The 26,486-nt window shown below is 68.7% G+C and carries 22 protein-coding genes, 2 tRNA genes and 2 pseudogenes; 16 read left to right on the top strand and 10 right to left on the bottom strand.

The window, feature by feature from the left end; translation table 11 throughout:
• The first annotated feature begins 130 nt into the window (after window positions 1–130).
• The 3 genes from AB0G04_RS09285 (at window position 131) to AB0G04_RS09275 (ending at window position 2,739) form a co-directional block, all read left to right on the top strand.
• Window positions 131–577, top strand: a complete 447-nt coding sequence (locus AB0G04_RS09285) for a tyrosinase family oxidase copper chaperone (RefSeq protein WP_360979149.1) — start codon at window positions 131–133, stop codon at window positions 575–577.
• A 53-nt stretch (window positions 578–630) separates the two neighbouring features.
• Window positions 631–1,440, top strand: a complete 810-nt coding sequence (locus tag AB0G04_RS09280) for a tyrosinase family protein (protein ID WP_360979146.1) — start codon at window positions 631–633, stop codon at window positions 1,438–1,440.
• 1,223 nt (window positions 1,441–2,663) lie between these two features.
• Window positions 2,664–2,739 (top strand) — tRNA-Gly (locus tag AB0G04_RS09275).
• An 80-nt stretch (window positions 2,740–2,819) separates the two neighbouring features.
• On the opposite strand, the pseudogene AB0G04_RS09270 reads toward AB0G04_RS09275, so the two are convergent.
• The 6 genes and pseudogenes from AB0G04_RS09270 to AB0G04_RS09245 all read right to left on the bottom strand — a co-directional run.
• Window positions 2,820–3,203 (bottom strand): annotated as a pseudogene (locus tag AB0G04_RS09270) (lysoplasmalogenase family protein); the annotation flags it as partial.
• 113 nt (window positions 3,204–3,316) lie between these two features.
• Window positions 3,317–4,144 (bottom strand): sterol desaturase family protein, encoded by an 828-nt coding sequence (locus AB0G04_RS09265; RefSeq protein WP_360979143.1) that lies wholly within the window; start codon window positions 4,142–4,144, stop codon window positions 3,317–3,319.
• Window positions 4,141–4,854 carry a GntR family transcriptional regulator gene (locus AB0G04_RS09260; protein WP_360979140.1) on the bottom strand — a complete coding sequence of 238 codons (714 nt, stop codon included), beginning with the start codon at window positions 4,852–4,854 and terminating at the stop codon, window positions 4,141–4,143. The genes AB0G04_RS09265 and AB0G04_RS09260 overlap by 4 nt, the downstream gene beginning before the upstream one ends.
• Before the next feature lie 65 nt (window positions 4,855–4,919).
• Window positions 4,920–5,318 carry a DUF6582 domain-containing protein gene (locus AB0G04_RS09255; RefSeq protein ID WP_360979137.1) on the bottom strand — a complete coding sequence of 133 codons (399 nt, stop codon included), beginning with the start codon at window positions 5,316–5,318 and terminating at the stop codon, window positions 4,920–4,922.
• Window positions 5,319–5,538: 220 nt separating this feature from the next.
• A complete protein-coding gene (locus tag AB0G04_RS09250) occupies window positions 5,539–6,537 on the bottom strand; it encodes a LacI family DNA-binding transcriptional regulator (RefSeq protein WP_360979134.1) in 999 nt (332 codons plus the stop codon).
• Between the two features lie 705 nt (window positions 6,538–7,242).
• Window positions 7,243–8,064, bottom strand: coding sequence for a DUF4142 domain-containing protein (locus AB0G04_RS09245; protein WP_360979131.1), 822 nt, complete (start codon window positions 8,062–8,064; stop codon window positions 7,243–7,245).
• Window positions 8,065–8,228: 164 nt separating this feature from the next.
• On the opposite strand from AB0G04_RS09245, the gene AB0G04_RS09240 reads away from it, so the two are divergent.
• The 6 genes from AB0G04_RS09240 to AB0G04_RS09215 all read left to right on the top strand — a co-directional run bounded on the left by AB0G04_RS09240 (window position 8,229) and on the right by AB0G04_RS09215 (window position 15,067).
• Window positions 8,229–9,164 (top strand): TIGR03619 family F420-dependent LLM class oxidoreductase, encoded by a 936-nt coding sequence (locus AB0G04_RS09240; protein WP_360979128.1) that lies wholly within the window; start codon window positions 8,229–8,231, stop codon window positions 9,162–9,164.
• Between the two features lie 138 nt (window positions 9,165–9,302).
• The gene (locus tag AB0G04_RS09235) at window positions 9,303–10,172 is read left to right on the top strand and encodes a hypothetical protein (protein ID WP_360979125.1); all 870 of its coding nucleotides are present in this window, start codon (window positions 9,303–9,305) and stop codon (window positions 10,170–10,172) included.
• Window positions 10,173–10,469: 297 nt separating this feature from the next.
• A complete protein-coding gene (locus AB0G04_RS09230) occupies window positions 10,470–11,639 on the top strand; it encodes an FIST N-terminal domain-containing protein (RefSeq protein ID WP_360979122.1) in 1,170 nt (389 codons plus the stop codon).
• A gap of 4 nt (window positions 11,640–11,643) precedes the next feature.
• Window positions 11,644–13,047 carry a GGDEF domain-containing protein gene (locus AB0G04_RS09225; protein ID WP_360979119.1) on the top strand — a complete coding sequence of 468 codons (1,404 nt, stop codon included), beginning with the start codon at window positions 11,644–11,646 and terminating at the stop codon, window positions 13,045–13,047.
• Between the two features lie 76 nt (window positions 13,048–13,123).
• Window positions 13,124–14,032 (top strand): LLM class flavin-dependent oxidoreductase, encoded by a 909-nt coding sequence (locus tag AB0G04_RS09220; RefSeq protein ID WP_360979116.1) that lies wholly within the window; start codon window positions 13,124–13,126, stop codon window positions 14,030–14,032.
• A 111-nt stretch (window positions 14,033–14,143) separates the two neighbouring features.
• On the top strand, window positions 14,144–15,067 hold the full coding sequence (locus tag AB0G04_RS09215) for a DMT family transporter (protein WP_360979113.1): 924 nt from the start codon (window positions 14,144–14,146) through the stop codon (window positions 15,065–15,067).
• Between the two features lie 410 nt (window positions 15,068–15,477).
• On the opposite strand, the gene AB0G04_RS09210 is transcribed toward AB0G04_RS09215, so the two are convergent.
• Entirely contained in the window at window positions 15,478–16,140 is a 663-nt protein-coding gene (locus AB0G04_RS09210; RefSeq protein ID WP_360979110.1) for an enoyl-CoA hydratase-related protein, read from the bottom strand.
• 119 nt (window positions 16,141–16,259) lie between these two features.
• On the opposite strand from AB0G04_RS09210, the gene cmk reads away from it, so the two are divergent.
• From cmk to AB0G04_RS09195, 3 genes are all read left to right on the top strand, one after another.
• The gene (gene cmk, locus AB0G04_RS09205) at window positions 16,260–16,940 is read left to right on the top strand and encodes a (d)CMP kinase (protein ID WP_360979107.1); all 681 of its coding nucleotides are present in this window, start codon (window positions 16,260–16,262) and stop codon (window positions 16,938–16,940) included.
• Complete coding sequence (gene der / locus AB0G04_RS09200; protein WP_360979105.1) at window positions 16,937–18,379, top strand: ribosome biogenesis GTPase Der; 1,443 nt, start codon at window positions 16,937–16,939, stop codon at window positions 18,377–18,379. The genes cmk and der overlap by 4 nt, the downstream gene beginning before the upstream one ends.
• Before the next feature lie 52 nt (window positions 18,380–18,431).
• A tRNA-Pro gene (locus AB0G04_RS09195) sits at window positions 18,432–18,505 on the top strand.
• 181 nt (window positions 18,506–18,686) lie between these two features.
• On the opposite strand, the pseudogene AB0G04_RS09190 reads toward AB0G04_RS09195, so the two are convergent.
• Window positions 18,687–19,646, bottom strand: a pseudogene (locus AB0G04_RS09190) (tyrosine-type recombinase/integrase); the annotation flags it as partial.
• A 185-nt stretch (window positions 19,647–19,831) separates the two neighbouring features.
• Between AB0G04_RS09190 and AB0G04_RS09185 the strand changes: the two are divergent.
• On the top strand, window positions 19,832–21,127 hold the full coding sequence (locus tag AB0G04_RS09185; protein ID WP_360979102.1) for an IS256 family transposase: 1,296 nt from the start codon (window positions 19,832–19,834) through the stop codon (window positions 21,125–21,127).
• A gap of 158 nt (window positions 21,128–21,285) precedes the next feature.
• The gene (locus tag AB0G04_RS09180) at window positions 21,286–23,067 is read left to right on the top strand and encodes a methyl-accepting chemotaxis protein (protein WP_360979369.1); all 1,782 of its coding nucleotides are present in this window, start codon (window positions 21,286–21,288) and stop codon (window positions 23,065–23,067) included.
• Between the two features lie 706 nt (window positions 23,068–23,773).
• Here AB0G04_RS09180 and AB0G04_RS09175 read toward each other — a convergent pair.
• Complete coding sequence (locus tag AB0G04_RS09175) at window positions 23,774–24,625, bottom strand: ABC transporter permease (protein ID WP_360979099.1); 852 nt, start codon at window positions 24,623–24,625, stop codon at window positions 23,774–23,776.
• Complete coding sequence (locus AB0G04_RS09170) at window positions 24,622–25,566, bottom strand: ABC transporter ATP-binding protein (RefSeq protein WP_360979096.1); 945 nt, start codon at window positions 25,564–25,566, stop codon at window positions 24,622–24,624. The genes AB0G04_RS09175 and AB0G04_RS09170 overlap by 4 nt, the downstream gene beginning before the upstream one ends.
• Before the next feature lie 113 nt (window positions 25,567–25,679).
• Here AB0G04_RS09170 and AB0G04_RS09165 point away from each other — a divergent pair, with 113 nt between their 5' ends.
• Both AB0G04_RS09165 and AB0G04_RS09160 read left to right on the top strand, forming a co-directional pair.
• A complete protein-coding gene (locus tag AB0G04_RS09165) occupies window positions 25,680–26,315 on the top strand; it encodes a TetR/AcrR family transcriptional regulator (protein WP_360979093.1) in 636 nt (211 codons plus the stop codon).
• Complete coding sequence (locus AB0G04_RS09160; RefSeq protein ID WP_360979090.1) at window positions 26,290–26,439, top strand: hypothetical protein; 150 nt, start codon at window positions 26,290–26,292, stop codon at window positions 26,437–26,439. Before AB0G04_RS09165 ends, AB0G04_RS09160 begins: the two co-directional genes overlap by 26 nt.
• The last annotated feature ends 47 nt before the right edge of the window (window positions 26,440–26,486 follow it).

Below are 26,486 nucleotides of genomic sequence, written 5' to 3'. Positions count from 1 at the left end.
GGCCGTGTCACATACTGCGCCGGGCCTACACGATTAGGACTGTAGTCGCAAATCCGGTTTTATGAGAAGACGCGCCAAAAGAACATAGTTTGATGATCTACGGCAGCTTGGTTTACAAAGAAGGATTGCCATGACTGACATGAAACGTCGCGATGTCCTGCGTTACAGCGCAGCCGGTGCCGTTACCGCCGCGTCCACCCTGTTCGGTGTGCAGGCACTGGCCGGCCCGAATTCCGCCCAAGGGCCGGAGAAGGCTGCCCCCAACGACCCGCGCGACTTCGACGAGACCTACAAAGGCAAGAAGATCAAGGGCAAGCACAACAGCGGAGGCAAGGACGAGCTGCATATCAATAACCGGAAGCTGGCACTCACCGTCATCAGCACTCTATTCGTTCCGGAAGACGGATCGGAACCGTACGTGGCGATGGCCTACATCAGCGCCATCAACCATTACGACCCAGTGGAGATCGACAACGGCAAGAACAAGGGGGGTCTCAAGAAGCTGGCCCGGAAGGTCGTCGACATGCTGGGGGATCTGGAGCTCAGTGACGAGGCCGCGCGAGCCCACTCCCACTGACGCGCGGCAATTTGCCGAGGAAAATCGTTCCCCAACCGAAAGGCGACTGACCAATGGCCGTCGTACGCAAGAACATCGCCGCCATGACGAGCGCGGAGAAGACCGCCTTCATCAACGCCCTTTGGGGGCTCAAGACCGGCTCCGCCAACGGGCGCAACTACAACTGGTACATCGACCAGCACATCACCTACTTCGCCCGCACCAACGACAACATCAGTCACGCCCACCAGTCGCCGTCGTTCTTTCCCTGGCACCGCGAATACCTGCGGCTGCTGGAACTGGACCTGCAGACGGTCAGCGGTAACCCGGCCGTCTTCATTCCCTATTGGGACTGGACCGGCTCGGCCTCGCCGTTCACCGCCGACTTCCTCGGCGCGATCACCAACGGCAGTGTCTCCAGCGGCAACTTCAGCCCCTCTTGGAGCTGGACGATGTACCGGAGCAGCATCGCCACCAACTTCCTGCAGCGCCGGGTCGGCCAGAACGCCAGCCGCCCGACCGCCACCACGGTCAACACCGTGCAGAGCTACACGGTGTACGACCAGTCGCCGTGGAACGGGTCCGTGTCGAACAGCTACCGCAACCGCAACGAGATCGAGCTGCACAACCGCGTGCACAACTACGTCGGCGGTCACATGGCCACCCGTGAGGCCCCGAACGACCCGGTGTTCTGGCTGCACCACTCCAACATCGACCGCCTCTGGTGGCAGTGGCAAAACAACCGCGGCATCGACACCTACCAGCCGCGCACTGGATTCACCGCCGGCGTGATCGACAACACCGAGGCCATGCGCCCGTTCGGCGCGGGCCGCACCCCCTCGGCGGTACGCGACATCAACACCCTGGGCTACAGCTACGCCTGACGACCGCAACCAGGTCCATGACACCGCAACGTCCGGGCCGTCCCCGCTTCGTGAAAGTCGTCGATCGACCGCTGGCCGGCCGGCGCGTACTCCTGGCCGCCATCGGTGGCAGCAGCGGCCCGACGGCTTCCGATAGCCGGCCTGTACCACGCCACAAGTGCGGTCATTGACCGTAAGCCCGGCTTGAGGACCGCGTCAGGCTGCTCGACGGACGGGCAGGCCGACCATGCTGGCGAACCACATCGCCTGTCGCGGGCCGGGAACCGGCGCATCAACCGGGTCCCGCACATCATGGCCGTCGTCCAGCTGCGCAACGACACCGAAGGCCGGCGCCACTACCGGCGCAAACTCGCCGAGGGCAAGACCACCACAGGAGCGATGCGCGCCATGAGGCGACGGCTGTCCGACGTCGTCTACCGGCAGATGGTCGCCGACGCCAAACGGCTCAGGACGGGCCGGGAGGACAAGCGGGGGCGACTCTGCAATCCAGCGCGGCCGACCCAAACCCCAAGATCGACACTTCGGAGAAGTCACTTCCCGGACCCGCCGAGGGCCACCATAGAACACCGCCGTTCCTCGCCGCCTCTTGATGGCATGAAGGAGCGGGGCCTCGCTCGGACATGCCGACACCTCGATGTACCGCATGAAGACGATGTCACGGTAATCACGGTCGACATCATTGCCGGAGCAATTACTCGCGAGAAAGGTCGGACTGGTCAGTCACTGCAGTGCCGTGGACCGCAGTTCGGTCTACGGCTTTCGGGTGACCCGTCCGTTCGAACCTTCGAGTCGCTGGCTAGTGGCTTCCACCGCCACGGTAGCGGCACCCATCCGCGCGCGATCAATCACGGTATTCGTGCCAGCACCTGCCGTCCGCGACCGTAGCCAGCCGTTCGTACATGGGGTGGCGGCGGACCGGCTGGATCCGTTGGGTGCATGGGCCAGTGGGTTCTCGAACGTACCGTGAGCTACAAACCTGCCCCTGGGCGCCAGCGGACAGCCAGCGCCCCCCTTTTACCCCCGAAAACCTCTGCCAGGCGTTGGCCATCAGTGACGACTATTGACCAAATGCGGGGCCATGTTTACGCAGTTCAGCGCCAAGTTGTGTTAACTAATGACAACCTCGGAACCGTGTGTTTCGGTAACCGAAGGACGCCGGTTTCGAATTCGGCCGGCCCGCACCCCTGGTCAGCCCGGCGCGGCCGCTAGGCTCCGGGCCGGGTGCGGGCTCGTAGCGCAGAGGTCGTCGCGCGGCTTTGCCAAAGCTGAGGACGCCGGTTCGAATCCGGCCGGTCCGCATTCTCCCGATGCCCCACCCAGCCGGTCGTGAGCAGGGCGAGCGCCGCGGCGTACGTCGTCATGACGAGTACGTCGTGGGCCGGTTGCCGCAGACCGGCGGCGCCGAGGCCGATGAGCAGGTCGGAGACGAGGAACAGCGCGCCACCGGCGGCCACCCGGCGGGAGACGCCGGCCGCTGCCGCCGCCATCGTGGTCAGCGCGAGGCTGTAGACGAGGACGGGTACGGCCAGAGCGCCCAGCCGTTCCCACAGCAGCACGTTCGCCACCGCCCAGAGCAGACCGTAACCGGCCGCGAACCGCACCCGGATGGGCCGGAACGCCACGATGAAACAGATCTGCGCGCCGAGGAAGAACGCCATCCCGGTCAGGAAGGCGGGCTGCCCCGGTACGAGCAGCGCGACGTCCCCGGCCGTGGCGAAGCCGAGCGCCACGGTGACCAGGTCCCGGTGTCCACGCCGGAGCATCCAGGCGATCAGCAGCGGTCCTAGCAGCGGCTTGGCCACCCACTGGACGGCTGTCCAGTCGGCCGCGACCGCGACGATCTCGACCGCGGCGACGACGAGGAACACCGGGAGGATCATGACGTGGGCTGCCAGCCGGGACGCCCGAACAGGTACCCGGCCCGGTGCCGCCACGTCTTCGCGCCGCGCAGGTCACGCCAGATCGCGGCGTACTCGTGGGTGGCGACCTTGAGCGGGTTGTACGTCTGGATGTTGGTGGTCAGCCCATACCGTACGCGCTCGCCCTCGGGTTCGAAGCTGCCGAACAGCCGGTCCCAGATGATCAGGATGCCGCCGTAGTTGCGGTCGAGGTACGGATCGTTGGCGCCGTGGTGGACGCGGTGGTGCGACGGGGTGTTGAAGAACCACTCGACGGGCCGGGGCAGTCGGTCGATCCGCTCGGTGTGCAGGAAGAACTGGTACGCCAGACTGATCGACTGCTGCAGGAAGATCATCCACGGGGGGAAGCCGAGCGCCGCGAGTCCGAGCCAGAACGGCAGCGCGGTCATCGGGGTCCAGCTCTGCCGCAGCGCGGTCGACAGGTTGAAGAACTGGCTGGAGTGGTGCACGACGTGCCCGGCCCACAGCACACGCACCTCGTGGTGAAGCCGGTGGAACCAGTAGTAGGCGAGGTCGTCGGCGAAGAACAGCAGCACCCACACCCACCAGTCGTGCGGGTCGAGCTTGAACGGGCTGAGCACGTACAGTCCGGCGAACACGACCGCGGTGAACAGCTTCCACGGCACGCCGACGACCTGACTGCCGAAGCCCATGGACAGGCTGGTGGCGGTGTCACGAGCCTCGTAACCGCGTTCCTCGTCGTCCGGCAGGAACCGGAACGACAGCACTTCCATCACGATGAGCAGCAGGAACGCCGGGACCGCGTACAGCACGGCGGGGATCATCGGTGTCCCGCCTTCCGAACGGAAGCGACCGGCGGGGCGAGCAGTGTCCGGGCCGCGGCCTCCGCGCCGGTGGCGTCGCCGTCGGCGATCAGCGCGGCGAGACGGCGGTGGGCGGCGACGTCGAGCAGTTCGGCGGCCCGCAGATGCGGTGGCACGTGGCCGACGGCGAGGTCGCCCGCGGTGAGGCTGTTGTACGCCAGCAGGTAGGCGATGTTGCCGGAGCCCTCGATGATGCGCCGCCACACCGTCAGGTCGGCCGCGCCCATCGCCGCAAGATCGGGGACCGCGGCGGCGTACGCCTCGACGGCCTCGGTCACCGCCGTGCGGGCTGAGGGCGTCGCGCGGAGTGCGCAGAGCCGCGCCGCGTCGGCACCGATGCCGGCCCGCATCTCCATCATGTCGCGGGCCAGTGTCGGAACCGGCAGTACGTCGCCGGCCTGGGTGAGTGCCATGGCCAGGTCGAGACCGGCCGTGGCCCGCCAGTCCTGCACTCGGGTGGCTCCGCCCTGACTGACCCGTACCAGGCCGAGCTGCTGCAGGCGGCGCAGCGCCTCGCGGATCGCGTGCCGGTTCACCCCGAACGAGGTGGCCAGCTCGCGTTCGCTGGGCAGGGCCTCGCCGGCCGCGTAACGCCCACCGAGGACGGCGTCCCGCAGCCGGCCGAATACCTGATCGGAGACGGACTGCCTGTCGAGGGGTGCGAACGTCATGCCGGGCAGTGTGCCCGCCCCACATCAACCCGTCAACTGGTTGGACCAGTTACCTCGGCGGTCGGTCAGCGTTGCAGCGCTCTCAGCAGTTCGGCCTTCGTCATGGTCGACCGGCCGGTGATCCTCCGGTTCCTCGCCTCGGTGTAGAGGTCGGCCTTGCTCGCGCTGTCACGCGGCTTGTCCGACGACTTCATCGACTTCGTCGGTTTGCCCAGCTGCTGCCACCGCGTCTCGGTCATCTCCACGCCGAACTTGCGCGCGGCCTTCCTGATCCGTTCGAAGGCCTCGTCGCGTTCGGCGTCACTGACGTCCCGTACCTGGTCGAAGCGGGCGATCGCGTTGCGGACGTGACTCGCGTCGTTGAGCGGCTCCTTGCGCACCCGCGGGAACGCGAACACGCTGTCCGGCATCGCGTTGCGGTCGGCCGCGTCCAGTTCGTGCTTCTTCGTTCGTCGAGTAGCCATGGCGAACGGGATACCCGCCGGAAGCCGGCCCATGCTGCACGGATCCGCGTCACGGGGTGTGAGCGTTAACAAATTCTTGTTCGGCAAGCGGTTGCGTCTGTCAACGAGGGTCAATGCCTCGTCAGGAAACCGTTGCCCTTCGCTCTCGTGTCAATCTCGAACGGCCGTCACACACCGTTTGTCCCGGCGGTGCCGAGGTGGTGCGGTGCGCGGCGGGGTCTCACACCGCCGTCGAGGCCCGGGGGACCAGGCGGCAGGGACGGGCGTGCCGGCCCTGTGCCGGGGAGCCGTCGATCGCCGCGAGAAGTTGCTCCGCGGCCGTTCGCCCGATGCCTTCCAGATCCATGTCGACGCTTGTCAGAGCCGGCTGACAGCCGTCGACCATGACGTCCCAGTTGTCGAAGCCGACCAGGGCCACGTCGCGGGGGATTGCCTTGCCGGCCTTGGTCAGCGCCTCGGTCAGGCCACGCGCGATCTGGTCACTGCCGCAGAACACCGCGTCCACGTCCGCGCCGGTGGAGAGCAGGATTCCGGCGGCCTGCCGGCCCCATGCCTCGCTCCACTCGCCGTACAGGGTGGGGACCGCCAGCCGTAGTCCCTCCGCGGCCAGGGCGTCCACCGCGCCTTGCGCCCGGATCGTGGCCGAGTGGTGGTGCTCGGGCCCGGTGACGTGCGCGATCCGGCGGCGGCCGATGGCGAGCAGGTGCGCGACGGCACGGCGGGAGCCGTCCGCCTCGTCCGGCACGACCGAGGAGTCGCCCGGGTCCGACGAGCTGATGAAGGCGTAGACCACCGGAACCGGCAGCCCGACGCCGATCGGTGCGCGGGCCCGGGTCCGCCGCCCGGTCACGATGATCCCGTCCACCTTGCGGCTGAGCAGCTTGCGCAGGTAGTACTGCTCGCGGATCGGGTCGTCCCGGGCGTCACACAGGAAGATCGACATCTGGCCGGCCCCGAGTGCGTCCTCGGCACCGAGCAGAACCGGGATGCTGAACCGGCCGATGCTGTCCGTGGTGATCATGCCGACCGTGTAGGTGCGGCCGGTCTGCAGCGACCGGGCCGCCGCGTTGGCGACGAATCCGAGCCGCTCGGCCGCCTGCTGAACCCGTAACCGGGTCTCCGGCCGCAGAGCACCCCGGCCGTTGAGCGCTTTGGAGGCCGTCCCGGTCGAGACCCCCGCGAGCGCGGCCACCTGACTGATGGTCACCGCGCGATCCATGGTGTTCAGTGGTTCCTCCCCAGTTTCATAGCGTGTTCCTTCATCCCGCTTCCCGCGACCGTCAATCGGCGCTCCGGTGTACAGGCGATCTCTTCTCAGCGTGTCCGGTGACACTCTTCTCAGCGTGTCCGGTGACACCGGATCGTCAACCCTCCTCCGGCGCGGATGCTTGCGCGCCGCAGCGGCTCTGCACCATCGCGGCCCGCCTCCAGCCGGCTGCTTCCGCCGCTCCGAAACCGATTCCGGCGAGGGTACGGATGTCGGTGGCGACCACACGCTCGGGGATCCCTGTCCACAGGTGACACCCGCTCGACCGTCGACGGCTGCCGGGCCGTCGAGAGCGCGTCCGGCATCCGCCCGCGACTGATACCGATCATCGAGTACGCGTCATCGTCGCACTGGACATTTTGAGCGCCGGGGCGTGCGCTACACGGCGGTCCTCGAGTGGGACGGGATCCGATCGGCGGAACGTGCCGCGGTCGTCAACGCGAACCGGATCCCGGCCAGTCGGCGCCCGATGCCGGTCGGGCCGGCGGCTCCGTAATCCACCCGCGGGCGGCAACCCGGGGATCTTCGGCTCGACGGAGGGCATCGTGGTCACCCCGCGGCCGGCGGTTCTTGCCGGTGGCACCGGCGTCGGCCGGGCCCGACATGCCATGAGGGGTGCCGTCCGAGGACGGCACCCCTCACCAAATCCGGTACGGGTCAGTACCCGTAGCTGCGGTTACGTGATCTGCGGCGACGCCGCGGGTCCTGCATCAGCTTGCGGGACAGCAGCAGTGCCCCGCCCACACCGACGGCCACCAGGATGCCGACCACCGGCAGGCTCAGCGACGGCGTACCACCACCGGCGGCGTCGGCGGCCTTCAGTACCGGGTTCGCCGAGTTCGCGGCGGCGGGCGCGGCGTTCGGCGGCGGCGCGGTCGGCAGCGACTCGAAGTCGACGATGCCGCTGCTCTCCAGCAGGGTCAGGTGGGTCATCACGAACTGGTTGGTCCGCTGTGCGAGCTTGCGGACGGTGTCGTTGCGGGTGCTCGTACGGATCGTGGCGATCGCCGGGAAGATCTTGCCGTGGGCGGCACGGAGCCGGTCGACGTAGATCTGGTCGAACTCCTCGCCCTCGGCGGCCTCCATCTCGTCCAGCCAGCCCTGCTGATCCTTGTTCGGCTTGTTCGGCAGTTCGATGTCCAGCTTCTTCGCCGCGGCCAGCACCAGGCTGTCCAGCGAGCCGTGCTGATCGGCGATGTCCCTGCCGATCGACTTGATGCGGTTGCTCTTCGACCGCTTCTGCGCCATCTCGCCGGCCGGAATCTCCCACAGCCCGGCAAGCCGCACCTTGATCACGAAGTCGATGTCGGCCTCGGCGACGTTGCCCTCGCCGGTGTCGGTCAGCAGGTTGTTCGGCGGGTTCGGCACACCGGGTTCGGCGAACGCTGCCCGGGGTTCGAAAAGAGCGAGAGCCAGGGCGGCGATCATGAGCCCGGCCACGCGGCGGGGCCCGGCGGACCAGCGGACGACTGCGAGCACGTTGTGCCTCCATGACCTGTGTGTGACCTGTGCGGTTGTCCCGGTTGGTGATGACCACGGATAGCCGGGCTGGTCGGATCAATGCCAAGTCATGTGACTTTGAAATCGTTGTGCTGTCCGGAAGGAGTCAGCGCTCCGAAGTCCTGTGTGGAATCGTCGGGCACATGGTGAAACTCGGCGTCAGCCTGCCCCAGTTCAGTCAGTTCTCGCCCGGCCCGGACGTGATCGCCGCCGCCCGGGCGATCGAGGAGATCGGCTACGACAGCCTGTGGGTGTTCGAGCGGGTGCTCGTGCCCGAGGACCAGAGCGGCCCGCACGGCCTCTACGGCGTTCCCGGGCTGCCCTGGCCGGACCTCTACCGTGGGGTGTCCGACGCACTGATCACCCTGGCCACCGCCGCGGCCGTCACCGAACGCATCGAGCTGGCCACCGGTGTGCTCGTGGTGCCGCTGCACCTGCCGATGCGGCTGGCCCGGGAACTCGCGACCCTGGACGCGGCCTCCGGCGGCCGCCTGACCGCCGGGCTCGGCACCGGCTGGTCGCCCGACGAGTTCGCCGCCACCGCGTCGGTGCCGCTCACCGAACGCGGCCGGTCCCTCGACGACTTCCTCGACATCGCGGCCGCCGTGTGGGGCCCCAACCCGGTCAGCTTCGCGACGAAACGCTACGAGGTGTCCGCCGCCGACATCGGGCCGAAGCCGGCCCACCGCATCCCCATCCTGCTCGGCGCCGGCCCCGGCTCGCACCGTGCGCTGAAGCGGGTGGTCGACCGGGCCGACGGTTGGGTGGCAAGCGGTGTCACCCCGGAGCAGGTGGTCGCCACCCTCGGCCGCCTCCGGGAACTCGCCGAACAGGCCGGCCGCGAGACCCCGATCGGCTGCACCGTGCAGATCGCCGTGCTGAGCGTCACCCCGCAGCCACTCGAGCCGCGCCAGCCGCTCGCGGCCAGCATCTCGCAGCTCGTCGACGACGTGGCGGCCTTCGCCGAGGCGGGCGCCGACCACATCTACCTGACGCTGCCGGCCGGAGCCCGCGACGTGAAGGAACTCACCGACAATGCCGCACAGCTGCACCAGGGCGTACGCGCGGCCGGCATCTGAGGCCGGCGGCGGGGGCGCATCCCGTGCCTCCGCCGTGTCGCAGCGCCTAGATGTCACTGTCTCACCTGTCGCTTGACCACTGGTCGCCCATCAAGGAGACTGTGGTTGCGCCCGCCAGCGGGTGCGGGAGGAGCAATCGTGACCGACGGCGTTCCCGCCCAGCCGCCACCGGCCCGTGACTTCGACGGCCTGTACAAGACACTTCTGGAGCGTCACCCGCGCGACGCGTTGCGGTTGTTGTGCGGCGCCCGGCTCGGTGGCCGGGAGGTGGTTCTCGACGGGCCCACCGAACTGCCACGGCAGCGCAGCCTTCAGCGCGACAAGGTGTTCCTGGTCCGCCACCACGACACCCGGCCGGCCGACGTCTACCACGTCGAGGTCCAGGTCCAGCGCACCGACGACTTCCAGGAACGAATGGTCGCGTACTGGGCGGGCCTTGCCCTGAAGTATCGCCGGACCGACCACCGCATCCACCAGGTGGTGATCTGGCCGCTCGGTGGCGGATTGCCGGGCAGCTTCCACCGCGACCGGGTGCGGCTCGACTATCCGGCGGTCAACGTGCCCGACGACCTGGACGCTGACGCTCTCCTCGGCGGTCCGCTGGCACCGCTGGCACTCTGGTCGCGGAAACCACCACCCGACCTGGTCGACCGCGTAGCCGACCGGATCGCCGCGACCGCCGACGTCGAGGAGAAGATCGTCCAGATCGAGGTGGGTATGCTGGTGGGAGGCTCACTGGCGGCCGAGATCCTCGATGCACTGCAGAGGAGAGGTATGAGCGACATCCTCGAACAGACCGAGTCCGGCCGCGAGATCGCCCGCCGCAACCGCGAGCGGGGCATCACCGAAGGGCACGTCGATTCAATGCGAGTCCTTCTGCGAGCCAGATTCGGTGACTTCGATGATCTGGACGACCTCGCCCGTCAACTGGCCGGTGGTGACCATGCCGACAGCATCGCCCGGATCGTCGCCGGTGCCACGCTTGACGACCTGCGGCTGATCGGCTGAAGCTTCCGAGGTGATCGTTGGTGGCCGGCTTGCATCCGGTGAGCCCTCACCAATGAGCCGGTGGTGACGGTGAGTGCCACTGCAGCCGGGAAGGCGCCGCGAGCCGGTGGTGACGGTGAGTGCCGCCGCAGCCAGGGAGGCGCCGTGTCGGGCCGGTGTGCCACCCGCGTCGCGTTCGATGGCCCCGGTGCCTCCTCGTAGCCGTACCAAAGGTGGTCTTTCTAAGGTCTTGCCCGCCGGTGCCGAACCTCTGGCCTGGATGGTTCGCGGAGGCGGACCGCAACCGAGGGAGCGGACATGGGCGCGTCGGGGCAGCGGTGGTTCGGGGTCGGACGCAGCCTGGCGGCTGACCCTGCCAAAGCCGGAGCGGAGGCCTGCCGTGAGGCGCTCGGCGGACGCCGCGCCGGACTGCTGGTCGTTTTCGCCTCGCTGACCCACGCCACCCGTGAGATGGCCGAAGCCGTGCACGCCGAAGCCGGCGGTGACGTGCTGATGATCGGCTGCTCCACGTCCGGGGAATTCACGCCCGACGGCCGCGGCGCCGGTGTCGTCGTCAACGCGCTCGGCGGCTACGACGTGTCGGTGCGCGCAGTCCCGCACGACAGCGTCGACCTGTACGAGGCCGGCATCCGCGCCGCGAGCTGCCTCGACGACATCGACGCCGAGCACCGGGTCGTGCTGCTGCTCGGCGACGGCCGCAGCGGTGACCAGCAGGAGATGGTTCGTGGCGCCTACACCGTCGCCGGTGCGCTGGTGCCTCTCGTCGGCGGCTGCGCCGGGGACAACGTCACCCAGACCGGCACGTTCCACTTCTTCAGCGACGGCACCGAGGTGCAGGTGCTGCCGAACGCCGTCCTCGGTGCGACCCTGGGCTCGCCCGTCCCGTTCGGCATCGGCGCCGCCCACGGCTGGCGCCGCGTCGGTGAGCCGATGGTCGTCTCCCGCAGCGAGAACGGCATCATCCACGAACTCGACGGCGAGCCGGCCCTCGACGTCTACCTGCGGCGCACCGGCGGCGCCCCCGAACTGGCCGCCGACCCGGAGGCGTTCCTGCAGTTCGCGACCGTACGGCCGCTCGGCCTGGCCCGCCGCACCGGCGAGGACATCCGGGTCATCTTCCAGGCCGACCCGCAGACACGATCGATCTTCGGCCTCGCCGACACCCCCGAAGGCGCCATGGTCTGGTTCATGGAGGCCGACACCGACAGCCTCGTCGATGCGGCACCGGCCGCCGCCTCCGCGGCCACCGCGGCCCTCGAGTCCGAGCCGCTCGGCCTGCTGGTCTTCGACTGCTGCGTACGATCCCTCGCGCTCGGCGGCGACGGCACCGACCTGGCCGCGGCCCGCCTGCACGACGCGATCAAACCGACCCCGTACAGCGGCTTCTACTCCAACGGGGAAATCGTCCGCAAGACGCAGGCCAAGGGCATGCACCACCTCACCGTCGTCGCGCTCGCCTTCGGTTGAGCTCATGTCCGGCTGGTCGACTCTGCAGCTCACCGAGTTCTTCAGCGCCATCACCCGCGCCGGGACGATCGTCACCGCGGCCCGCCTCGCCGTGCAGCGCGCCACCGAGTCCACCGACGCCGAAGTGGCCGCGGTGGTGTGCGGCGACGACGTCCCGGCGTCGGTCGGGCTCGGCCGCACCCCCTCGAAATCTCTGTTCACCAGCCTGGACCCGGGTACCGACACCGCGACGTTCCCCAGCGTCGGCCCGATGCACGTCTCCGTGCACACCCTCGACCGCGACACCACGGACCGGCTGATCGTGGCCCGGGCCGACGAGCCGTTCGCGGCCGAGGAACGACAGATGCTGCAGGGCATGGCCCGCGTTCTGGGGCTGGCCCTGCGTGGTCTGCGCACCCTCGAGGCCGAACGAGAGTTGCGCCTGGAACGCGAACGGGAGGCGGTCGCACGGCTGGAACTCCTGCAGGCGCTGGAACGACGGGAACGACTGCTGGAGACCCTGCTGCGGGTGCAGCGTTCGGCGAACCAGCGGACCCCGCTCGCCGAGGTCCTCGACATGATCACCGCAGCCGCGTCCGGGCTGCTCGACGGGGTGCCGGTCGCTCTCGTGCTGAGGGACGCGGTCGCCTCGGTCAGTTCCGGATGCTGCGACACCGACGCGCTGATCGACGCTGCCCGCCGGGCAATCGCCGGTGGCGGCCCGGTGGATTGCGGCCGGCTGACCGCCGCACCGGTCCACATCGACGGCGACGTGGCCGGTGCCCTGGTCATCACCGCACCGTCAGCGGCGGCCGGGGTCCGCGAGTCGGAGGGACGCGACGTGCTGGCCGCCTTCGCCGAACAGGCCAGCCTGGCACTCACCGGCGCACACACCCTGGCGGCCGTGCACGAGGCCCGCCACGACCCGCTCACCGGACTGCCGAACCGGGCCCTGTTCCTGCAGCGCGTCGAGGAGGGGCTGGACGCCGCTCCGGCCCCCGGTACAGCTGGCCTGCTGTACCTCGACCTGGACCTGTTCAAGCAGGTCAACGACACTCTCGGCCACGCCGCCGGCGACGAGTTGCTCCGCGCGGTGGCCGGGCGGCTGCGTGCCGCCGTCCGCGACACCGACATGGCCTCCCGCCTCGGCGGCGACGAGTTCGCGGTCCTGCTCGAACCGTTGCACCACCGTGGGCAGGCCCGCGAGATCGCGCAGCGGGTCATCGACTCGATCGCGCTGCCGTACGACATCGCCGGCCGCACCATCCACACCAGAGCAAGCGTCGGCATCGCGTACAGCGGGGGCCGCTCCGCGGAACGCCTGCTCGAGGAAGCCGACCTGGCGATGTACCGAGCCAAGAGGACGAGCAAAGGCACCTTCCGGGAGTTCGAGCCCGACATGCGCCCCGAACTCCCGCAGGCCGTCTGAGCCACCCCGCACTTCCGGCGTCTGCCGTCCGCAGAATGGCGTGCTCCCGGTCGCCTGCCGGTGGAAGGCTCGGGCGGTGACCTCGTTCGCGTTGCAGGCGCAACCTGCTGATGCCGCCTCCTGGCTGGAACTGGCCGCCCGCGCCGAAGCCGCCGGTTTCGACACCCTGCAGGCCGCCGACCATCCCGGCTCCTGCGCCGCCCCCTACGTCGCGCTGGCCGCCGCGGCAGCAGTCACCAGCCGGATCCAGCTCGGTGCCTACGTGGCCAACGCCGGCGTGCGCGAGCCGATCCTGCTCGCCACCGATGTCGCCACCCTCGACGTGGTCTCCGGTGGCCGCGCCACCCTGGGCCTCGGCGCCGGGCACACCCCCGCCGAATGGCTCGCCGTCGGCCGGGAACGTCCGGGCGTCGGTGGTCGTGTCGACCGATGCGTGGCCGTCGCCGAGGCCACCATGGCGTTGCTGGCCGGCGACACCGTCACCGTGCACACGCCGCACCTCGACATGACCGAGGCGCGCCTCGACAAGCCGCGGCCGGTCCAGGACCGCGTCCCGCTGCTGCTCGGCACCGCCAACTCCCGGCTGCTGCGCTGGGCCGGCACACACGCCGACATCGTGGGACTCTCCGGGTTCGGGCGCACGCTGCCGGACGGCCACAGCCACGAGGCCCGATGGCGTTCCGAGCAGATCGACGCCCAGGTGGAGCAGGTCGGGCTGGGCTCGGCCGGCCGGACGGACCCGCCCGCGCTCGAGGCTCTGGTGCAGGTCATGCAGATCACCGACGACGCCGAGGCGGTGGTGGCCCCGCACGCCGAGGAGCTGGGCATGAGCGTTTCCGAAGCACTCGACGCACCCTTCCTCCTCATCGGCACTGTCAGCGAGATCCGCGCGGCGATCGAACGCCACGAGAAGCGCTGGGGCATCACACGCTACGCCGTACGCATGCCCGCCTTCGATGCCGTGACCGCCCTCGGCCTACTCTGATCGCTACTACGGTCATCACCAGGTCTTATCCGCCCTGGCCACAATCCGAAAAGGCAACGCCAGGTCCGTTTTTCGCTAGCGTCCGGCCGCGCGACGCGCTTGGCTCTCCCTATGAACACCCCCGATCTCGTACGCCCCTCGCGTGCCGCCGTCGCCGCGGCGACCGTCACGGTCGTCCTGTGGGCGTCGGCCTTCGTCGGCATCCGGGCCGCGGCCCCGCACTTCTCGCCGGGTTCGCTGGCCCTGGGCCGGCTGCTGGCCGGCGCCGCCACGCTGCTGATCTTCCTGCTGATCAGCCGGCAGGGCCTGCCGCCGCGTGCCGCCTGGCCGGGGATCGTGGTGTCCGGGGTGATCTGGTTCGGCGTCTACATGGTCGCCCTGAACTGGGGCGAGCAACTGGTCGACGCGGGTACCGCCGCGATGCTGGTCAACGTGGGCCCGGCCGTGATGGCCCTGCTCGCCGGCTGGCTGCTCAAGGAGGGTTTCCCGCCCAGACTGCTCGCCGGCATCGGGGTCTCCTTCGCCGGGACGATCGTCGTCGGCTTCTCGATGTCACGTGGTGGTCACGCGTCGGCGCTCGGTGTCGCCCTGTGCCTGGTGGCGGCCGTCACCTATGCCGCCGGTGTGGTCGCCCAGAAACCGGCCCTGAAACACGCGACCGCCCTGCAGGCCACCACGTTCGGGTGCGTGATCGGCGCCGTCGCCTGCCTGCCGTTCGCCGGGCAGCTGGTCGCCGACATCTCCGAGGCGCCGCTGCGGATCACCCTGAGCGTCGTGTACCTGGGCGTCTTCCCGACCGCGATCGCATTCACCACCTGGGCGTACGCGCTGGCGCGCACCACGGCCGGCAAGATGGGCGCCACCACGTACGCGGTGCCGGCCGTCGTGGTCGTGATGTCCTGGCTGATCCTCAGTGAGGTCCCGGGCTGGCTCACCCTGGCCGGCGGCGCCCTCTGCCTGGCCGGTGTGGCCGTTTCCCGCAGCCGCCCGAAGGAAGCCGCCACCGTCCCCGCCGAGCCGGCGGTGACACGCTAGGCCCCACCTCTGCGACCCTGGCCGGTTGCGGGTGTGAGTCTGCCCGCCGGGCGCGGCTGTCTCCCTGATATCCGCCCGGCGGGCGGGGCAGAAAATGTCATACCCGCCCGGCAGTATCTGCCGCATGACGGTTCTGGTCGACGCCCGCTGTCTGCGTCTCATCGAGGGCATCGTGCCTGATCATGCCGAGTTCTGCCCGCTGCCGGTGACACGCTGCGAACCTGCCCTGACCGGCCGTCGCCGACCAGGGGCCCCGTCACGGGCGGCCGCACGGGCTGGCCAGTCGTGGCGGGGGTGCTCCCGGCCCTGAGGCCGGAAGACTTCAGTGGCCGCCGCTTTCGGTCGGGGATGCTTCGGCCGTACGGCTGGATCTGGGTTGTCGGGTTTGTCTCAGCGCGCCGGCCGTACGGCTAGATCTTGGGTGAGCGGAGGGCCTGGAGGACGCCGGGGTACAGGCGTGTCTTGATCGTGCCGAGGGTGGGCCCGGCCTTGCTCGCCAGCGACTGGGCGAGGGCGATCGCGGCCGGCAGCACCTCGTCGGCGGGGAGCGCCTTGTCGACGATGTGGCGTTCGGCGGCCTCCGTGCCGCCGAACCGGCGGGCCGTGACCATCGCCTCGTGCGCGGTCTGCGGGGTGAGGCGTGCCTGGATGAGCGCGCTCATGCCGGGGGTGAAGGGCAGGTCGATGTCCGCCTCGGGCAGGCACCAGAAACCGCGGTCGGCGCGCATGATGCGCAGATCGTGGGCGAGCGAGAGCATGGCGCCGCCGGCGAAGACGTGGCCGGGCATGGCCGCGACGGTGACCATCGGAAGGGTGAGCAGGCGGGCGAAGAGCTCCTGGACGGACGTCCCGTACGCGACGCGCTGGTCCGGGTGGGCGAGCAGCCACTCGAGATCCAGGCCGAGGCTGTAGTGCTTGCCGGTCGCGGTGGTGACGAGCGCGGCCGGGCCGGTGGCTTTCCCGGCCTCGTCGAGCAGGCCGTTGACGGCGGCGATCGTGTCGGGGTGCAGGCGGTTCTCGGTGTCGCCGAGGTCGAGTACGAAGACGTCCTCGTGGCGGTCCATGGTCGGCATGGCAGGCCTCCTTAGTTACCCATGGGTAACATAGCGGACCGGCCCCGGTTCGTCGATGCCCGCGCTCACCGGCACAATGGGAGGGTTGGTTCGGCGGTGGCGACCCTCGAGGAGGAACGGTGGCACTTCAAGAACGGCCGGAGAAGTGCGTGGTGGCCGTCGACGGCCCCTCCGGGTCGGGTAAGTCCACCGTCTCCCGGCGCCTCGCCACCGCGGTCGACGGTGTCTACCTCGACACCGGCGCCATGTACCGCGCCGTCACCTGGGCCGTGCTCCAGGGCGGCGCCGACCTCGCCGACCCCGACGCCATCGCCAAGATCGCGCTGGAGACCGAGCTGTCGATCGGCACCGACCCGCGGGCCCCGCACTTCGCCGCCAACGGCACCAACGTCGACGCCCCGATCCGCGGCCCGGAGGTCACCGCCGCCGTCTCCGCGGTCGCTGCCGTCCCCGCCGTCCGCAAACACCTGGTCGCCCTGCAGCAGGCGATCATCGCCGGCCAGCCGCGCATCATCGTCGAGGGCCGAGACATCGCCTCCGTCGTCGCCCCCGACGCCGACCTGAAGGTCTACCTGACCGCGTCCGCCGCCGCCCGCGCCGCCCGGCGCAGCGCCGAGGACGCCACCGATGTTGCCGCTACCGAGGCCGACCTGGCCCGCCGCGACAAACTTGACTCCAGCCGCGCCGTCGACCCGCTCAAGCAGGCGTCCGACGCCGTCGAGGTCGACACCACCGGCATGGGCATCGACGACGTCGTCGCCCACCTCCTTGATCTGCTGAACAGCAAGGTAAGTAAGTGACTGAACTTCCCGCCGACCTCGATCTCAACGACTTCGAGGGCGGATTCGACCTCTCCGGACCCGACTCCTCCGCCGACCCGTCGTCCGAGGACTACGTCGGCCCCGTCCCGGTCGTAGCCGTGGTCGGACGACCCAACGTCGGCAAGTCGACGCTGGTGAACCGCATCATCGGCCGTCGTCAGGCCGTCGTCGAGGACAAGCCGGGCGTCACCCGCGACCGTGTCCCGTACGACGCCCAGTGGAGCGGCCGCCGGTTCACCGTCGTCGACACCGGCGGCTGGGAACCCGACGCCCGCGACCGTGCCGCGGCCATCGCGGCGCAGGCCGAGATCGCCGTACAGACCGCCGATGTCGTCGTCTTCGTGGTCGACGTCTCCGTCGGCGCCACCGACGTCGACGAAGCCGCGGTCAAGATGCTGCGCCGCAGCCACAAGCCGGTCATCCTGGTCGCCAACAAGGCCGACAACCAGAACCTCGAACTCGAGGCCGTCTCGCTGTGGTCCCTGGGCCTCGGCGAGCCGCACCCGATCTCCGCCCTGCACGGCCGCGGCTCCGGCGACCTGCTCGACGACATTCTCAACGCCCTGCCGCCCACCCCGCCGGTGGTCGAAGGCGGAGTCCGCGGCCCGCGCCGCGTCGCCCTCGTCGGCCGCCCCAACGTGGGCAAGTCCAGCCTCCTCAACCGGCTCGCGAAAGAGGAACGCGCGGTGGTCGACTCGGTCGCCGGCACCACGGTCGACCCGGTCGACAGCCTGGTCGAGATGGACGGCCAGGTCTGGCAGTTCGTCGACACGGCCGGCCTCCGCAAGCGCGTCAACCAGGCCTCCGGCACCGAGTACTACGCCTCCCTCCGCACCGCCGGCGCCGTCGAGGCAGCCGAGGTCGCGGTGGTCCTGCTCGACTCCGGCGAGGTCATCAGCGAACAGGACCAGCGGGTCATCACCCAGGTCATCGAAGCCGGCCGAGCCCTGGTCATCGCCTTCAACAAGTGGGACCTGGTCGACCCCGACCGCCGGTTCTACCTGGACAAGGAGATCGACCGCGATCTCAAACGGGTCACCTGGGCCGTACGGGTCAACATCTCCGCCAAGACCGGCCGGGCCGTCGACAAGCTGGCCCCCGCCATCCGGCGCGCCCTGACATCGTGGGAGACCCGCATCCCCACCGGCGCCCTCAACCAGTGGCTGACCGCCCTGACACAGGCGACGCCACACCCGGTCCGCGGCGGCCGGGCCCCCAGGGTCCTCTTCGCCACCCAGGCAGGTGTGGCCCCGCCCCGGTTCGTCCTGTTCACGACGGGCCCGTTCGACGCCGGCTACCTGCGCTTCATCGAACGCAAGCTGCGAGAAGAGTTCGGCTTCGAGGGCTCGCCCATCGAGGTTTCCGTCAAGCCCCGAAAGAAGACAGGCCCGGGGGGTCGCGGAAAAGCGCATGGGTGAGGTTGCTAGTCTGTAGGAGATGTCGCGCGGTGCTTCAGGCGCCGGGCGGGATCGGGCTGTAGCGCAGCTTGGTAGCGCACTTGACTGGGGGTCAAGGGGTCGCAGGTTCAAATCCTGTCAGCCCGACATTTTAAAGCCCTGACCAGCACGAATGCTGGTCAGGGCTTTCGTTTTTGCCTATTGAGTTTTGAACCGTCCCCCGAAAACCCCTGATTTACCCGCATCGGCGGGCAGGATCGTCAGCATCGATCAGGGGTTGTCGGCCGCCGATCATTCGGCCCGCCGGTCGCGATTCTGGACCGAACCTTCAGCGGTCGTTCTGTCTGCCCAGCCGTTCGAGGATCGCGGAGTTGTCCGGGGCGATCGCGGGCTTGGCAATGTAGTAGGTGGTGGTGACCTCTTCGCTGCCATGACCCAGTTGGGCTGCTGCGCTCTTGGTGTTGGCCTCCTCGTCGATGAGCGTCGCGACGGTTTTGCGGAAGGTGTGGGGGACCACCCAAGTGAGGTCGGTGTCCGCTCGGGCCTGGCGCCACTGACGACGGACGTTGTTAAGCTGTAGCCAGGTGCCGTTCCTGGAGGCGAAGACGGCGTCGTGGTCGTTCTCCGCTGCGGTGAGCTTGCGGGCCAGGAGCATCCCCACCGCGAATCCAGGCAGGACGATCGTGCGATAGCCGGCCTCGCTCTTGTTCCAGTCCTGGCGGAAGACGCCCTTGCCTTTGACGTACACCAGTGTGCCGCTGATGGTTAGAACGGGACGGTCTGCACCCAGGTTGAGGTCTGACCACCGAATGGCGAGGATCCCGCCGATGCGGGCACCGGTCGCGAGCATGAGATCGACGATGTCGGCAAGATCGCCGGTGTGCCGAGGTCCGGGTTTGCCAGGGACGGGCTGTTGCCATTCCCGAATCGCCGTTCGGACGGCCTCGAGCTGTTCGGTTCCAAGAGCGGTCACTTCGCGGCGAGGCTTGCGGAGCCGTCCGGTGTCACGGACGGGGTTGGTAGGCATCGCGCCGTGACGGACCGCGAGCGCGAACATCTGGCTGAGGGCAACCTTCGCCCCCTTGGCCTTGGACGGGTGGTTTTTGGCTATCTCCCGGAGGAACCTGTCGAGCCGCCCTACCGTCACTTCTCGGATCCGGAGTTCACCGAGGGCCGGCAGGATGGCGGTGCGCAGCGTGCCTCGGTACCGGTCGATGGTTTGTGGGGCGATCCGTTCCTCGTCGGTGATCTCTTCGACCCACTTCTCGCTTAGCGTGGTGACGCGGGTGGCTCCTCTTAAGCCATACCGGCCGGTCCTTCAGGTCCGGCGGGCCGCAGCATGCACATAAGCCACGAAGGCATCGAGCAGGTGGAGCGAACCCGCCGGGACGCATCGAAGCGTGACACTGACAGGAGCGGTGTTTCCGGCCCGACACGCCGGGCTGAGGTCTGGCGGGATGGGCACTGTGAGTGATGACATCGAAGGTTGTGAGTCCAGGGAAGAAGATCGAGGGTGACGGGCGGCAGCTGTCGCCGGAGCAGGCCGCTGCGGCGGCGATGGTGGCCGAGGCGAAGGCCCGCGGGCTGGAACTGACGGGTCCGAACGGGTTGCTGAAGTTGTTCACCAAGAACGTGCTCGAGACCGCGTTGAACGAGGAGATGACCGAGCACCTCGGTCATGAGAAGAATCAGGCCGACCCGGGCCGTGAGTCGACGAATGTGCGCAATGGGAGCCGGGGTAAGACGGTGATCTCGGATGTGGCCGGGGAAGTGCAGATCGAGGTTCCCCGGGATCGGGAAGCAACGTTCGAGCCGCAGATCGTCAAGAAGCGGCAGCGGCGGTTGACCGAGGTCGACGAGATTGTGTTGTCGTTGTATGCCAAGGGAATGACGACCGGGGAGATCTCCGCACATTTTGCCGAGATCTATGGGGCGTCGGTGTCGAAAGAGACCGTCTCGCGGATCACTGACAAAGTCGTGGCGGAGATGACGGAATGGTCGTCACGGCCACTGGACCGCGTGTACGCCGCCGTGTTCATCGACGCCATCGTGATCAAGGTCAGGGACGGGCAGGTCGCGAACCGGCCCGTCTACGCGGCCATCGGCGTCACCGTGGACGGCCGCAAGGACGTCCTGGGGCTGTGGGCCGGCACCGGCGGTGAGGGCGCCGAGTTCTGGCTGAGTGTCCTGGTCGATCTGAAGAACCGCGGCGTGGCCGATGTGTTCTTCGTCGTCTGCGACGGGCTGAAAGGATTACCGGACAGCATCGAAGCCGCGTGGCCGCAGGCCATCGTACAAACCTGCATCATTCATCTGATCAGGAATACGTTCCGGTTGACCTCGCGAGCCGATTCGGACGCGATCAAGCGGGATATCAAGACGATTTACACCGCTGTCAACGCGGACGCGGCGGCGGCCGCCTTGGATGACCTGGAAGAGAAATGGGGTACGCAATACCGGGCGATGATCCGGCTGTGGCGTAACGCCTGGAACGAGTTCATCCCGTTCCTCGACTATGACGTCGAGATCCGGAAGGTGATCTGTTCCACGAACGCGATCGAGTCGTTGAACGCCCGCTATCGGCGGGCAGTGCGAGCCCGGGGCCATTTCCCGAGCGAGCAGGCCGCGCTGAAGTGCCTGTACCTTGTGACCCGCAGCCTGGACCCGACAGGGACTGGCCGGGCGCGATGGACGATGAGCTGGAAGCCGGTGCTGAACGCCTTCGCCATCACCTTCGGTGACCGCTGGCCGGCCGCCGAGACCTACTAACCGAAGAGCCGGAAACACCGATCTTGGTACGGACCCTTCCACCTTCCTTGAAACCGGAACGTTCCAGTTTGGGGAAGTGGAACGAGCGGAACGCCGCGTTCTAAAAGAAGAGCAGGCGGCGTCAGGGCTGTCAGGGTGGTGATGCGGGTCACTCCTTGGTGCATTTGGGTGGCGAGACGGTCTTTTTAGCCGAAGGACGGCTACGTCGTTTCTCGTCTGGTGTTCGGCAGGGGTGCCCGACCCCGACGCGGAGGCGATGTGACCCCCTGATCCCTGATCTGGAAGGTACGTCGATGGCTTCCTCCGATTCTCCTGCTTCTTCTGCTGTCACGGTGGGTGCTACGGCCTCCGGCGGCGTGGTGGGCTGGTTCGCCGACCGTAAGGTCGGCACAAAAGTCTTCACCGCGGTCACCGCGGTGGCACTGTCGGGGATAGGTGCGGGCGCAGTCGCCGTCAATGCTCTGGCCGACGTGGACGCGGCGAGCAAGAACATCGTGCAGAACAACCTGATCCCCTCCGGGCACCTGGCCGAGGCCCGGGTGCAGGCCACCACCGGGCGGGTGGCGCTGCGCGACCTCGCCCTCAGCGCCGACAAAGCCGGCATGAACGCCGCGCAGGAGCGGATGCGCGCCGCGGACGCCGCCCTGGAGGCCAGCCTCGCCGCCTACACCTCCACCGCCTCGAATCCGCAGGCTGTGCAACGGTTCACCGACGTGTGGCAGCAGTTCCGTTCGGTGCGCGACACCGAACAGGTCCCCGCCGCTCTGGCCCACCGGTTCGACGAGTTCGTACAGATCAACACCGAGCAGGCCGCGCCGCTGGCGGACAAGGCCATGGCCGAACTGGAGACCGCCACCAAGGCCGAACAAGCGCAAGGAGCCGCGAACGCCGACGCCGCCCACCACATCTACGAGCAGGGCCGCACCCTGCTGTTCACCGTCCTGGGCACCGGTGTGCTGCTGGCCTTGGCGCTGGCGTGGTGGGTCACCCGCCTGATCGTCAGGCCGCTGCGCCGTGTCGACGCGGTCCTGACCGCCGTGGTCGGTGGGGACCTCACCCAGCAGACCGGAATCCACACCGCCGACGAGATCGGTCACATGGCCGTCGCCCTGGACGCGGCCAACGCCCGCACCCGGGAGACCATCACCGCGGTCGCGCAGACCGCGCAGAACGTCGCCGCGTCCTCCGAAGAGCTGTCGGCGACCAGTGAGCAGATCGCCGCGATGGCGGAACAAACCAGCGCGCAGACCGCGGTGGTTGCCACGTCGGTGGAACAGGTCTCCGGCAACGTGCACACCGTGGTGGCCGGCGCCGAAGAGATGTCGGCCTCCATCAGCGAGATCTCCCGCAGCGCCACCGAAGCCGCCGCAGTCGCCTCCCAGGCCGTCGCCGACGCCCGGGCCGCGACCGACACCGTCGGCAAGCTGAGCACCTCATCGGCCGAGATTGGGAACGTGCTGAACCTGATCACCGTCATCGCGCAGCAGACCAACCTGCTCGCCCTCAACGCCACCATCGAAGCCGCCCGCGCCGGCGACGCCGGCAAGGGCTTCGCCGTCGTCGCCGCCGAGGTCAAGGACCTCGCCCAAGCCACCGCGAAAGCCACCGAGGACATCGCTGCGCGCATTACCGCCATCCAGGACGACGCGCACGCCGCGACCGGATCCATCACCGCGATCAGCGACGTCATCGAGAAGATCAACGAATATCAGGCCACCATCGCCGCCGCCGTCGAGGAACAGTCCGCGACCACCGCCGAGATGACCCGCAGCGTCAGCGAAGCCGCCACCGGCACCAGCCAGATCACCGGCAGCATCACCACCGTCGCCGAAGCCTCACAGACCGCCGCCGCCGGCATCACCCAATCCCAGGCCGCCAGCCGCGAACTCGCCCAGATGGCCGGCCAGCTGCAAACCCTCGTGGGACAGTTCCGCTACTGACCCCACCCCGAACCGGTGCGGGCTGTCCGAATCCACCGCACCCGAGGACCGCGACACACCCCAGTCGACCGCTCGTGGCCGGCACCCCATCACCACACGGCCACCAGCAGAAGCCGACTGGCAACGTCAACGCCGCACCATCGACCGGCGTGGTCCCCGGCACCGCAGTCGCCTCGGACAGCCCGCACCACTGGCAAATTCGCCAGCCAGCGCTCGATTTGATCCGTTCCACTTCCATGACGGTGGAACGGGCCGGTGGGCGCCGGCCGAGACCGGCAGCAGGGCGGGCGGCAGGCCCGGTCCTGGAGGAGTCGGCGCTACGGCTGGTGTTGCTCTACCTCGTACGTACGTGAGCCAGCATCACTGACCGCTGTGACGCATTGTCACCGGCGCCCAACATCCGGATCTAGCCGATGTGAGTGCGTGGCCGACTTCGAAGTCATGCCGACAAAGTAATACCCATCATCGCGATGCGATGGGTACCGGATTTGCAGCGAAGGCGCGGAATACTTGTCGCCAACCTCATCCAGGCCTTCGTGGGCGAGTCGGTTTCCCAATCGCCGATCGCCGTGCCGACCCCGCGCAGATGCGCCCCGGATCGGCGGCCCGGGAGGCCTCGGCCGCCCTCAGTCGCCAGCCAGCTGAGCAAGACGCTTTCTGGAGTAGGTTCAGCGAGTCGGGGCATACGCCGCCCTGCGGAGCTGTTCTACGCGGGGTGTCGAAGTGCCCGCTCCCGCCGCGCTGTGACGGTGGAACCGGACTCGCGCCGGGCCATCCTGCGCAGCACGATCGGCGCCACGATCAGTCCGGTCACCGCCCAGGCGCCGAGCACTCCGACCGTCTCCAGATGTTGCCAGGATCCAGCGCTCTCCACGGCGGCCATCTCGTGCGGCAGCAGGGCCGATCTCATCCCGAGGCCCAGCCAGTAGATCGGGAAGGCGTACGCCACGGTCTGGAGCCAGTCGGGGAATCCGGTGGCCGGATAGAAGATCCCGGAGATCGCCACCAGGCCCAGCAGCGGCAGCATGACCACACCGGAATTGCGTGGATTGTTCAGCATCGCACCCAGGAGCGCACCCGCCGGCAGAGTCGCGATCATGCCGAGCACCAGGATCCCGAGCAGCGTCGCCCATGCGGTGAGGCTGCCGACCGAGAGCCCGTCGAGAAACAGCAGACTCGGTAGCAGGATGATGGCGACGTTGGCCAGCGTCATCGTGGCCACCAGCACCATCTTGCCGACCAGGTAGCCGACCATGCCGCCGGGAACGGCCTTGGCCCGCAGCAGAGTGCCGTCCTCGCGCTCGACGGAGAGCGCCATCATCATCGTGGTGACGCCGCTGAACACCACCACCATGCCGAGCAGGCTGGGCAGGGTCCGGGCGCCGAGCGAGAAGTCCGTGCCCGGAACCGTCGTCCCGCGGGTGAAGAACATGACCACCAGGTAGATCAGGCTGGGGAACACGTTGTTCCACAGGTCCTGTGGCGTGGTAACCATCTGACGGAACTCGATGCGGCCCCGGAGCAGCCCCGCCCGGATCGCGTTGATCGTGGTGCTCACCGGGCGCCCCCCTCGAACTCGCGGACCGCCGCGTCGCGACGGCCGCCTTCGAACTTCCTGACCATCGACATGTACGTATCCTCCAGGCTGACCCGGCGCACCTCGAGATCGGTGACGGCATCGTCATGCCGGCGGAACAGGTCGCGGACGAACGTCGTCGCATCTGCCGGCGAATGCACGTGACGCGTCCCGCCGACGGTCCAGCGAACCTCGGCCCGGGTGGAGATCCGCCGGGACAGCTCGTCAGCGGTGCCGTCCGCGATGATCGTGCCACCGGCCAGGATCAGGATCCGGTCCGCGAGCTTCTCGGCCTCGTCCAGGTCGTGCGTGGTCAGCAAAATCGTGGTGTCGTCTCCGGCGAGCTCGTGCACCAGATCGTGGAACTCGTGTCGCGCTTCGGGATCGAACCTTACCGTCGGCTCGTCGAGGAACAGCAGCTCGGGACGGCCGACGATGCCGATCGCGACGTCGAGCCGCCGCCGCTGACCACCGGAGAGCCGGGCGACCCGCTCGTCGGCGCGGTCGGTCAAGCCGACGGAGGTGATCAGCTCGTTGACGTCCCACGGCCGGCGCGGCCCGGTGAGGTGCGCCCGGTAGTAGAGGGCCAGATGGTCGAGCAGCTCGCGTACCCGCCACCTGCTGTGGTCGCGCCAGGACTGCAGCACCACCCCGACCCGGGCACGCCACTGCTCGCCCGCTCGCGCGGGGTCCGCACCGAGCACCTTCACCTGTCCGGAGGATCGCATCCGGAAACCCTCGAGGATTTCGATGGTGCTCGTCTTGCCGGCGCCGTTCGGGCCCAGTAGCGCCACGACCTCACCCGGCCGGGCGCTGAAGGTGACCCCGGTGAGCACGTCGGTCCTGCCGTACCGCATTCGGAGGTCACGAACCTCGATCGTGTGGTCGCCGGGTGGGCGCCTACTCGTCGCATCGCTGGCCATGGTCACCCTCTCGTTGTGTACCGTTGTTATGTATCGTCGTTATATATCGATGGTACGCTAATCCTGTGAGTCCGAGAAACGCTGATCCGCATTTGCGGACGAGGCTGGTCGAAGTGGCCGCCCGCCTCCTGGCCGAAGAGGGTCCGGCCGCGCTGACCAGCCGCCGCCTGGCCGCCGAGGTCGGTTCCTCGACCATGGCGGTCTACTCCCGGTTCCCGACCATGGCCGACCTTCGCCGGGCGGTCCGCGAAGAGGCCTTCGCCCACCTCGACAGCCGGCTCGACGTGGTGCCGCCCTCAGGCGACCCGGTCGCTGACCTCGTCGCGGCCGGCACGGTCTTCTTCGCCAGCGGCGTGGCCAGCCCTCACCTGTACCGGGCGATGTTCCTCGACCGGCCACCGGAGGACGATGATCTCGGCGTCGGCACCTACCAGCGGATCGTCGACCTCATCGGCCGATGCGTGGATGCAGGCCGGTTCCCCGCGGCACAGGACTCGTCGATCCCGGTCTGGGCGGCTCAGATGTGGAGCATGCGACACGGCATGGTGACCATGACGGTCGCCGGGTTCCTGCCGGCGGAGCAGGCACGTTTCGTCCTCGACGACATGACCCTGCGCCTACTGATCGGTTATGGCGACGACCCGGACCGCGCCCGGGAATCCATTGACAACGGCAACCACGCCGCACACCCGCCGGCGGCTCGCCGCCGAGGGCCGCACCGTTTTGCTCTCCAGCCACCTGACCGGTGAGATGGCGGCGACCGCCGACGACATCGTCGTGGTCGGTCAGGGCCGGCTGCTCGCGGCAGGCTCGGTCGGCGAGCTGACCGGTTCCGGCGGCTCGCTGGAGGCCGTGTTCCTGCACTTGGGGTGAGGCCAATACCCGCCACAGGTTGATCTTGCCGTCTGGCCTCTGCAGCG

The organism is Actinoplanes sp. NPDC023801 (assembly GCF_040639655.1).
In the GTDB taxonomy this organism is placed as follows: domain Bacteria; phylum Actinomycetota; class Actinomycetes; order Mycobacteriales; family Micromonosporaceae; genus Actinoplanes.
This window is presented reverse-complemented; position numbering and strand designations above follow the sequence as displayed.

Coding starts and splice junctions, on each gene's coding strand:
- AB0G04_RS09215 (WP_360979113.1), top strand. CDS start 14,144: ATGAACACCCCCGATCTCGTACGCCCCTCGCGTGCCGCCGTCGCCGCG.
- AB0G04_RS09260 (WP_360979140.1), bottom strand. CDS start 4,854: ATGACGTTCGCACCCCTCGACAGGCAGTCCGTCTCCGATCAGGTATTC.
- AB0G04_RS09265 (WP_360979143.1), bottom strand. CDS start 4,144: ATGATCCCCGCCGTGCTGTACGCGGTCCCGGCGTTCCTGCTGCTCATC.
- AB0G04_RS09280 (WP_360979146.1), top strand. CDS start 631: ATGGCCGTCGTACGCAAGAACATCGCCGCCATGACGAGCGCGGAGAAG.
- AB0G04_RS09185 (WP_360979102.1), top strand. CDS start 19,832: ATGACATCGAAGGTTGTGAGTCCAGGGAAGAAGATCGAGGGTGACGGG.
- AB0G04_RS09285 (WP_360979149.1), top strand. CDS start 131: ATGACTGACATGAAACGTCGCGATGTCCTGCGTTACAGCGCAGCCGGT.
- AB0G04_RS09170 (WP_360979096.1), bottom strand. CDS start 25,566: ATGGCCAGCGATGCGACGAGTAGGCGCCCACCCGGCGACCACACGATC.
- AB0G04_RS09250 (WP_360979134.1), bottom strand. CDS start 6,537: ATGGATCGCGCGGTGACCATCAGTCAGGTGGCCGCGCTCGCGGGGGTC.
- AB0G04_RS09225 (WP_360979119.1), top strand. CDS start 11,644: ATGTCCGGCTGGTCGACTCTGCAGCTCACCGAGTTCTTCAGCGCCATC.
- AB0G04_RS09255 (WP_360979137.1), bottom strand. CDS start 5,318: ATGGCTACTCGACGAACGAAGAAGCACGAACTGGACGCGGCCGACCGC.
- AB0G04_RS09210 (WP_360979110.1), bottom strand. CDS start 16,140: ATGCCGACCATGGACCGCCACGAGGACGTCTTCGTACTCGACCTCGGC.
- AB0G04_RS09230 (WP_360979122.1), top strand. CDS start 10,470: ATGGGCGCGTCGGGGCAGCGGTGGTTCGGGGTCGGACGCAGCCTGGCG.
- AB0G04_RS09240 (WP_360979128.1), top strand. CDS start 8,229: ATGGTGAAACTCGGCGTCAGCCTGCCCCAGTTCAGTCAGTTCTCGCCC.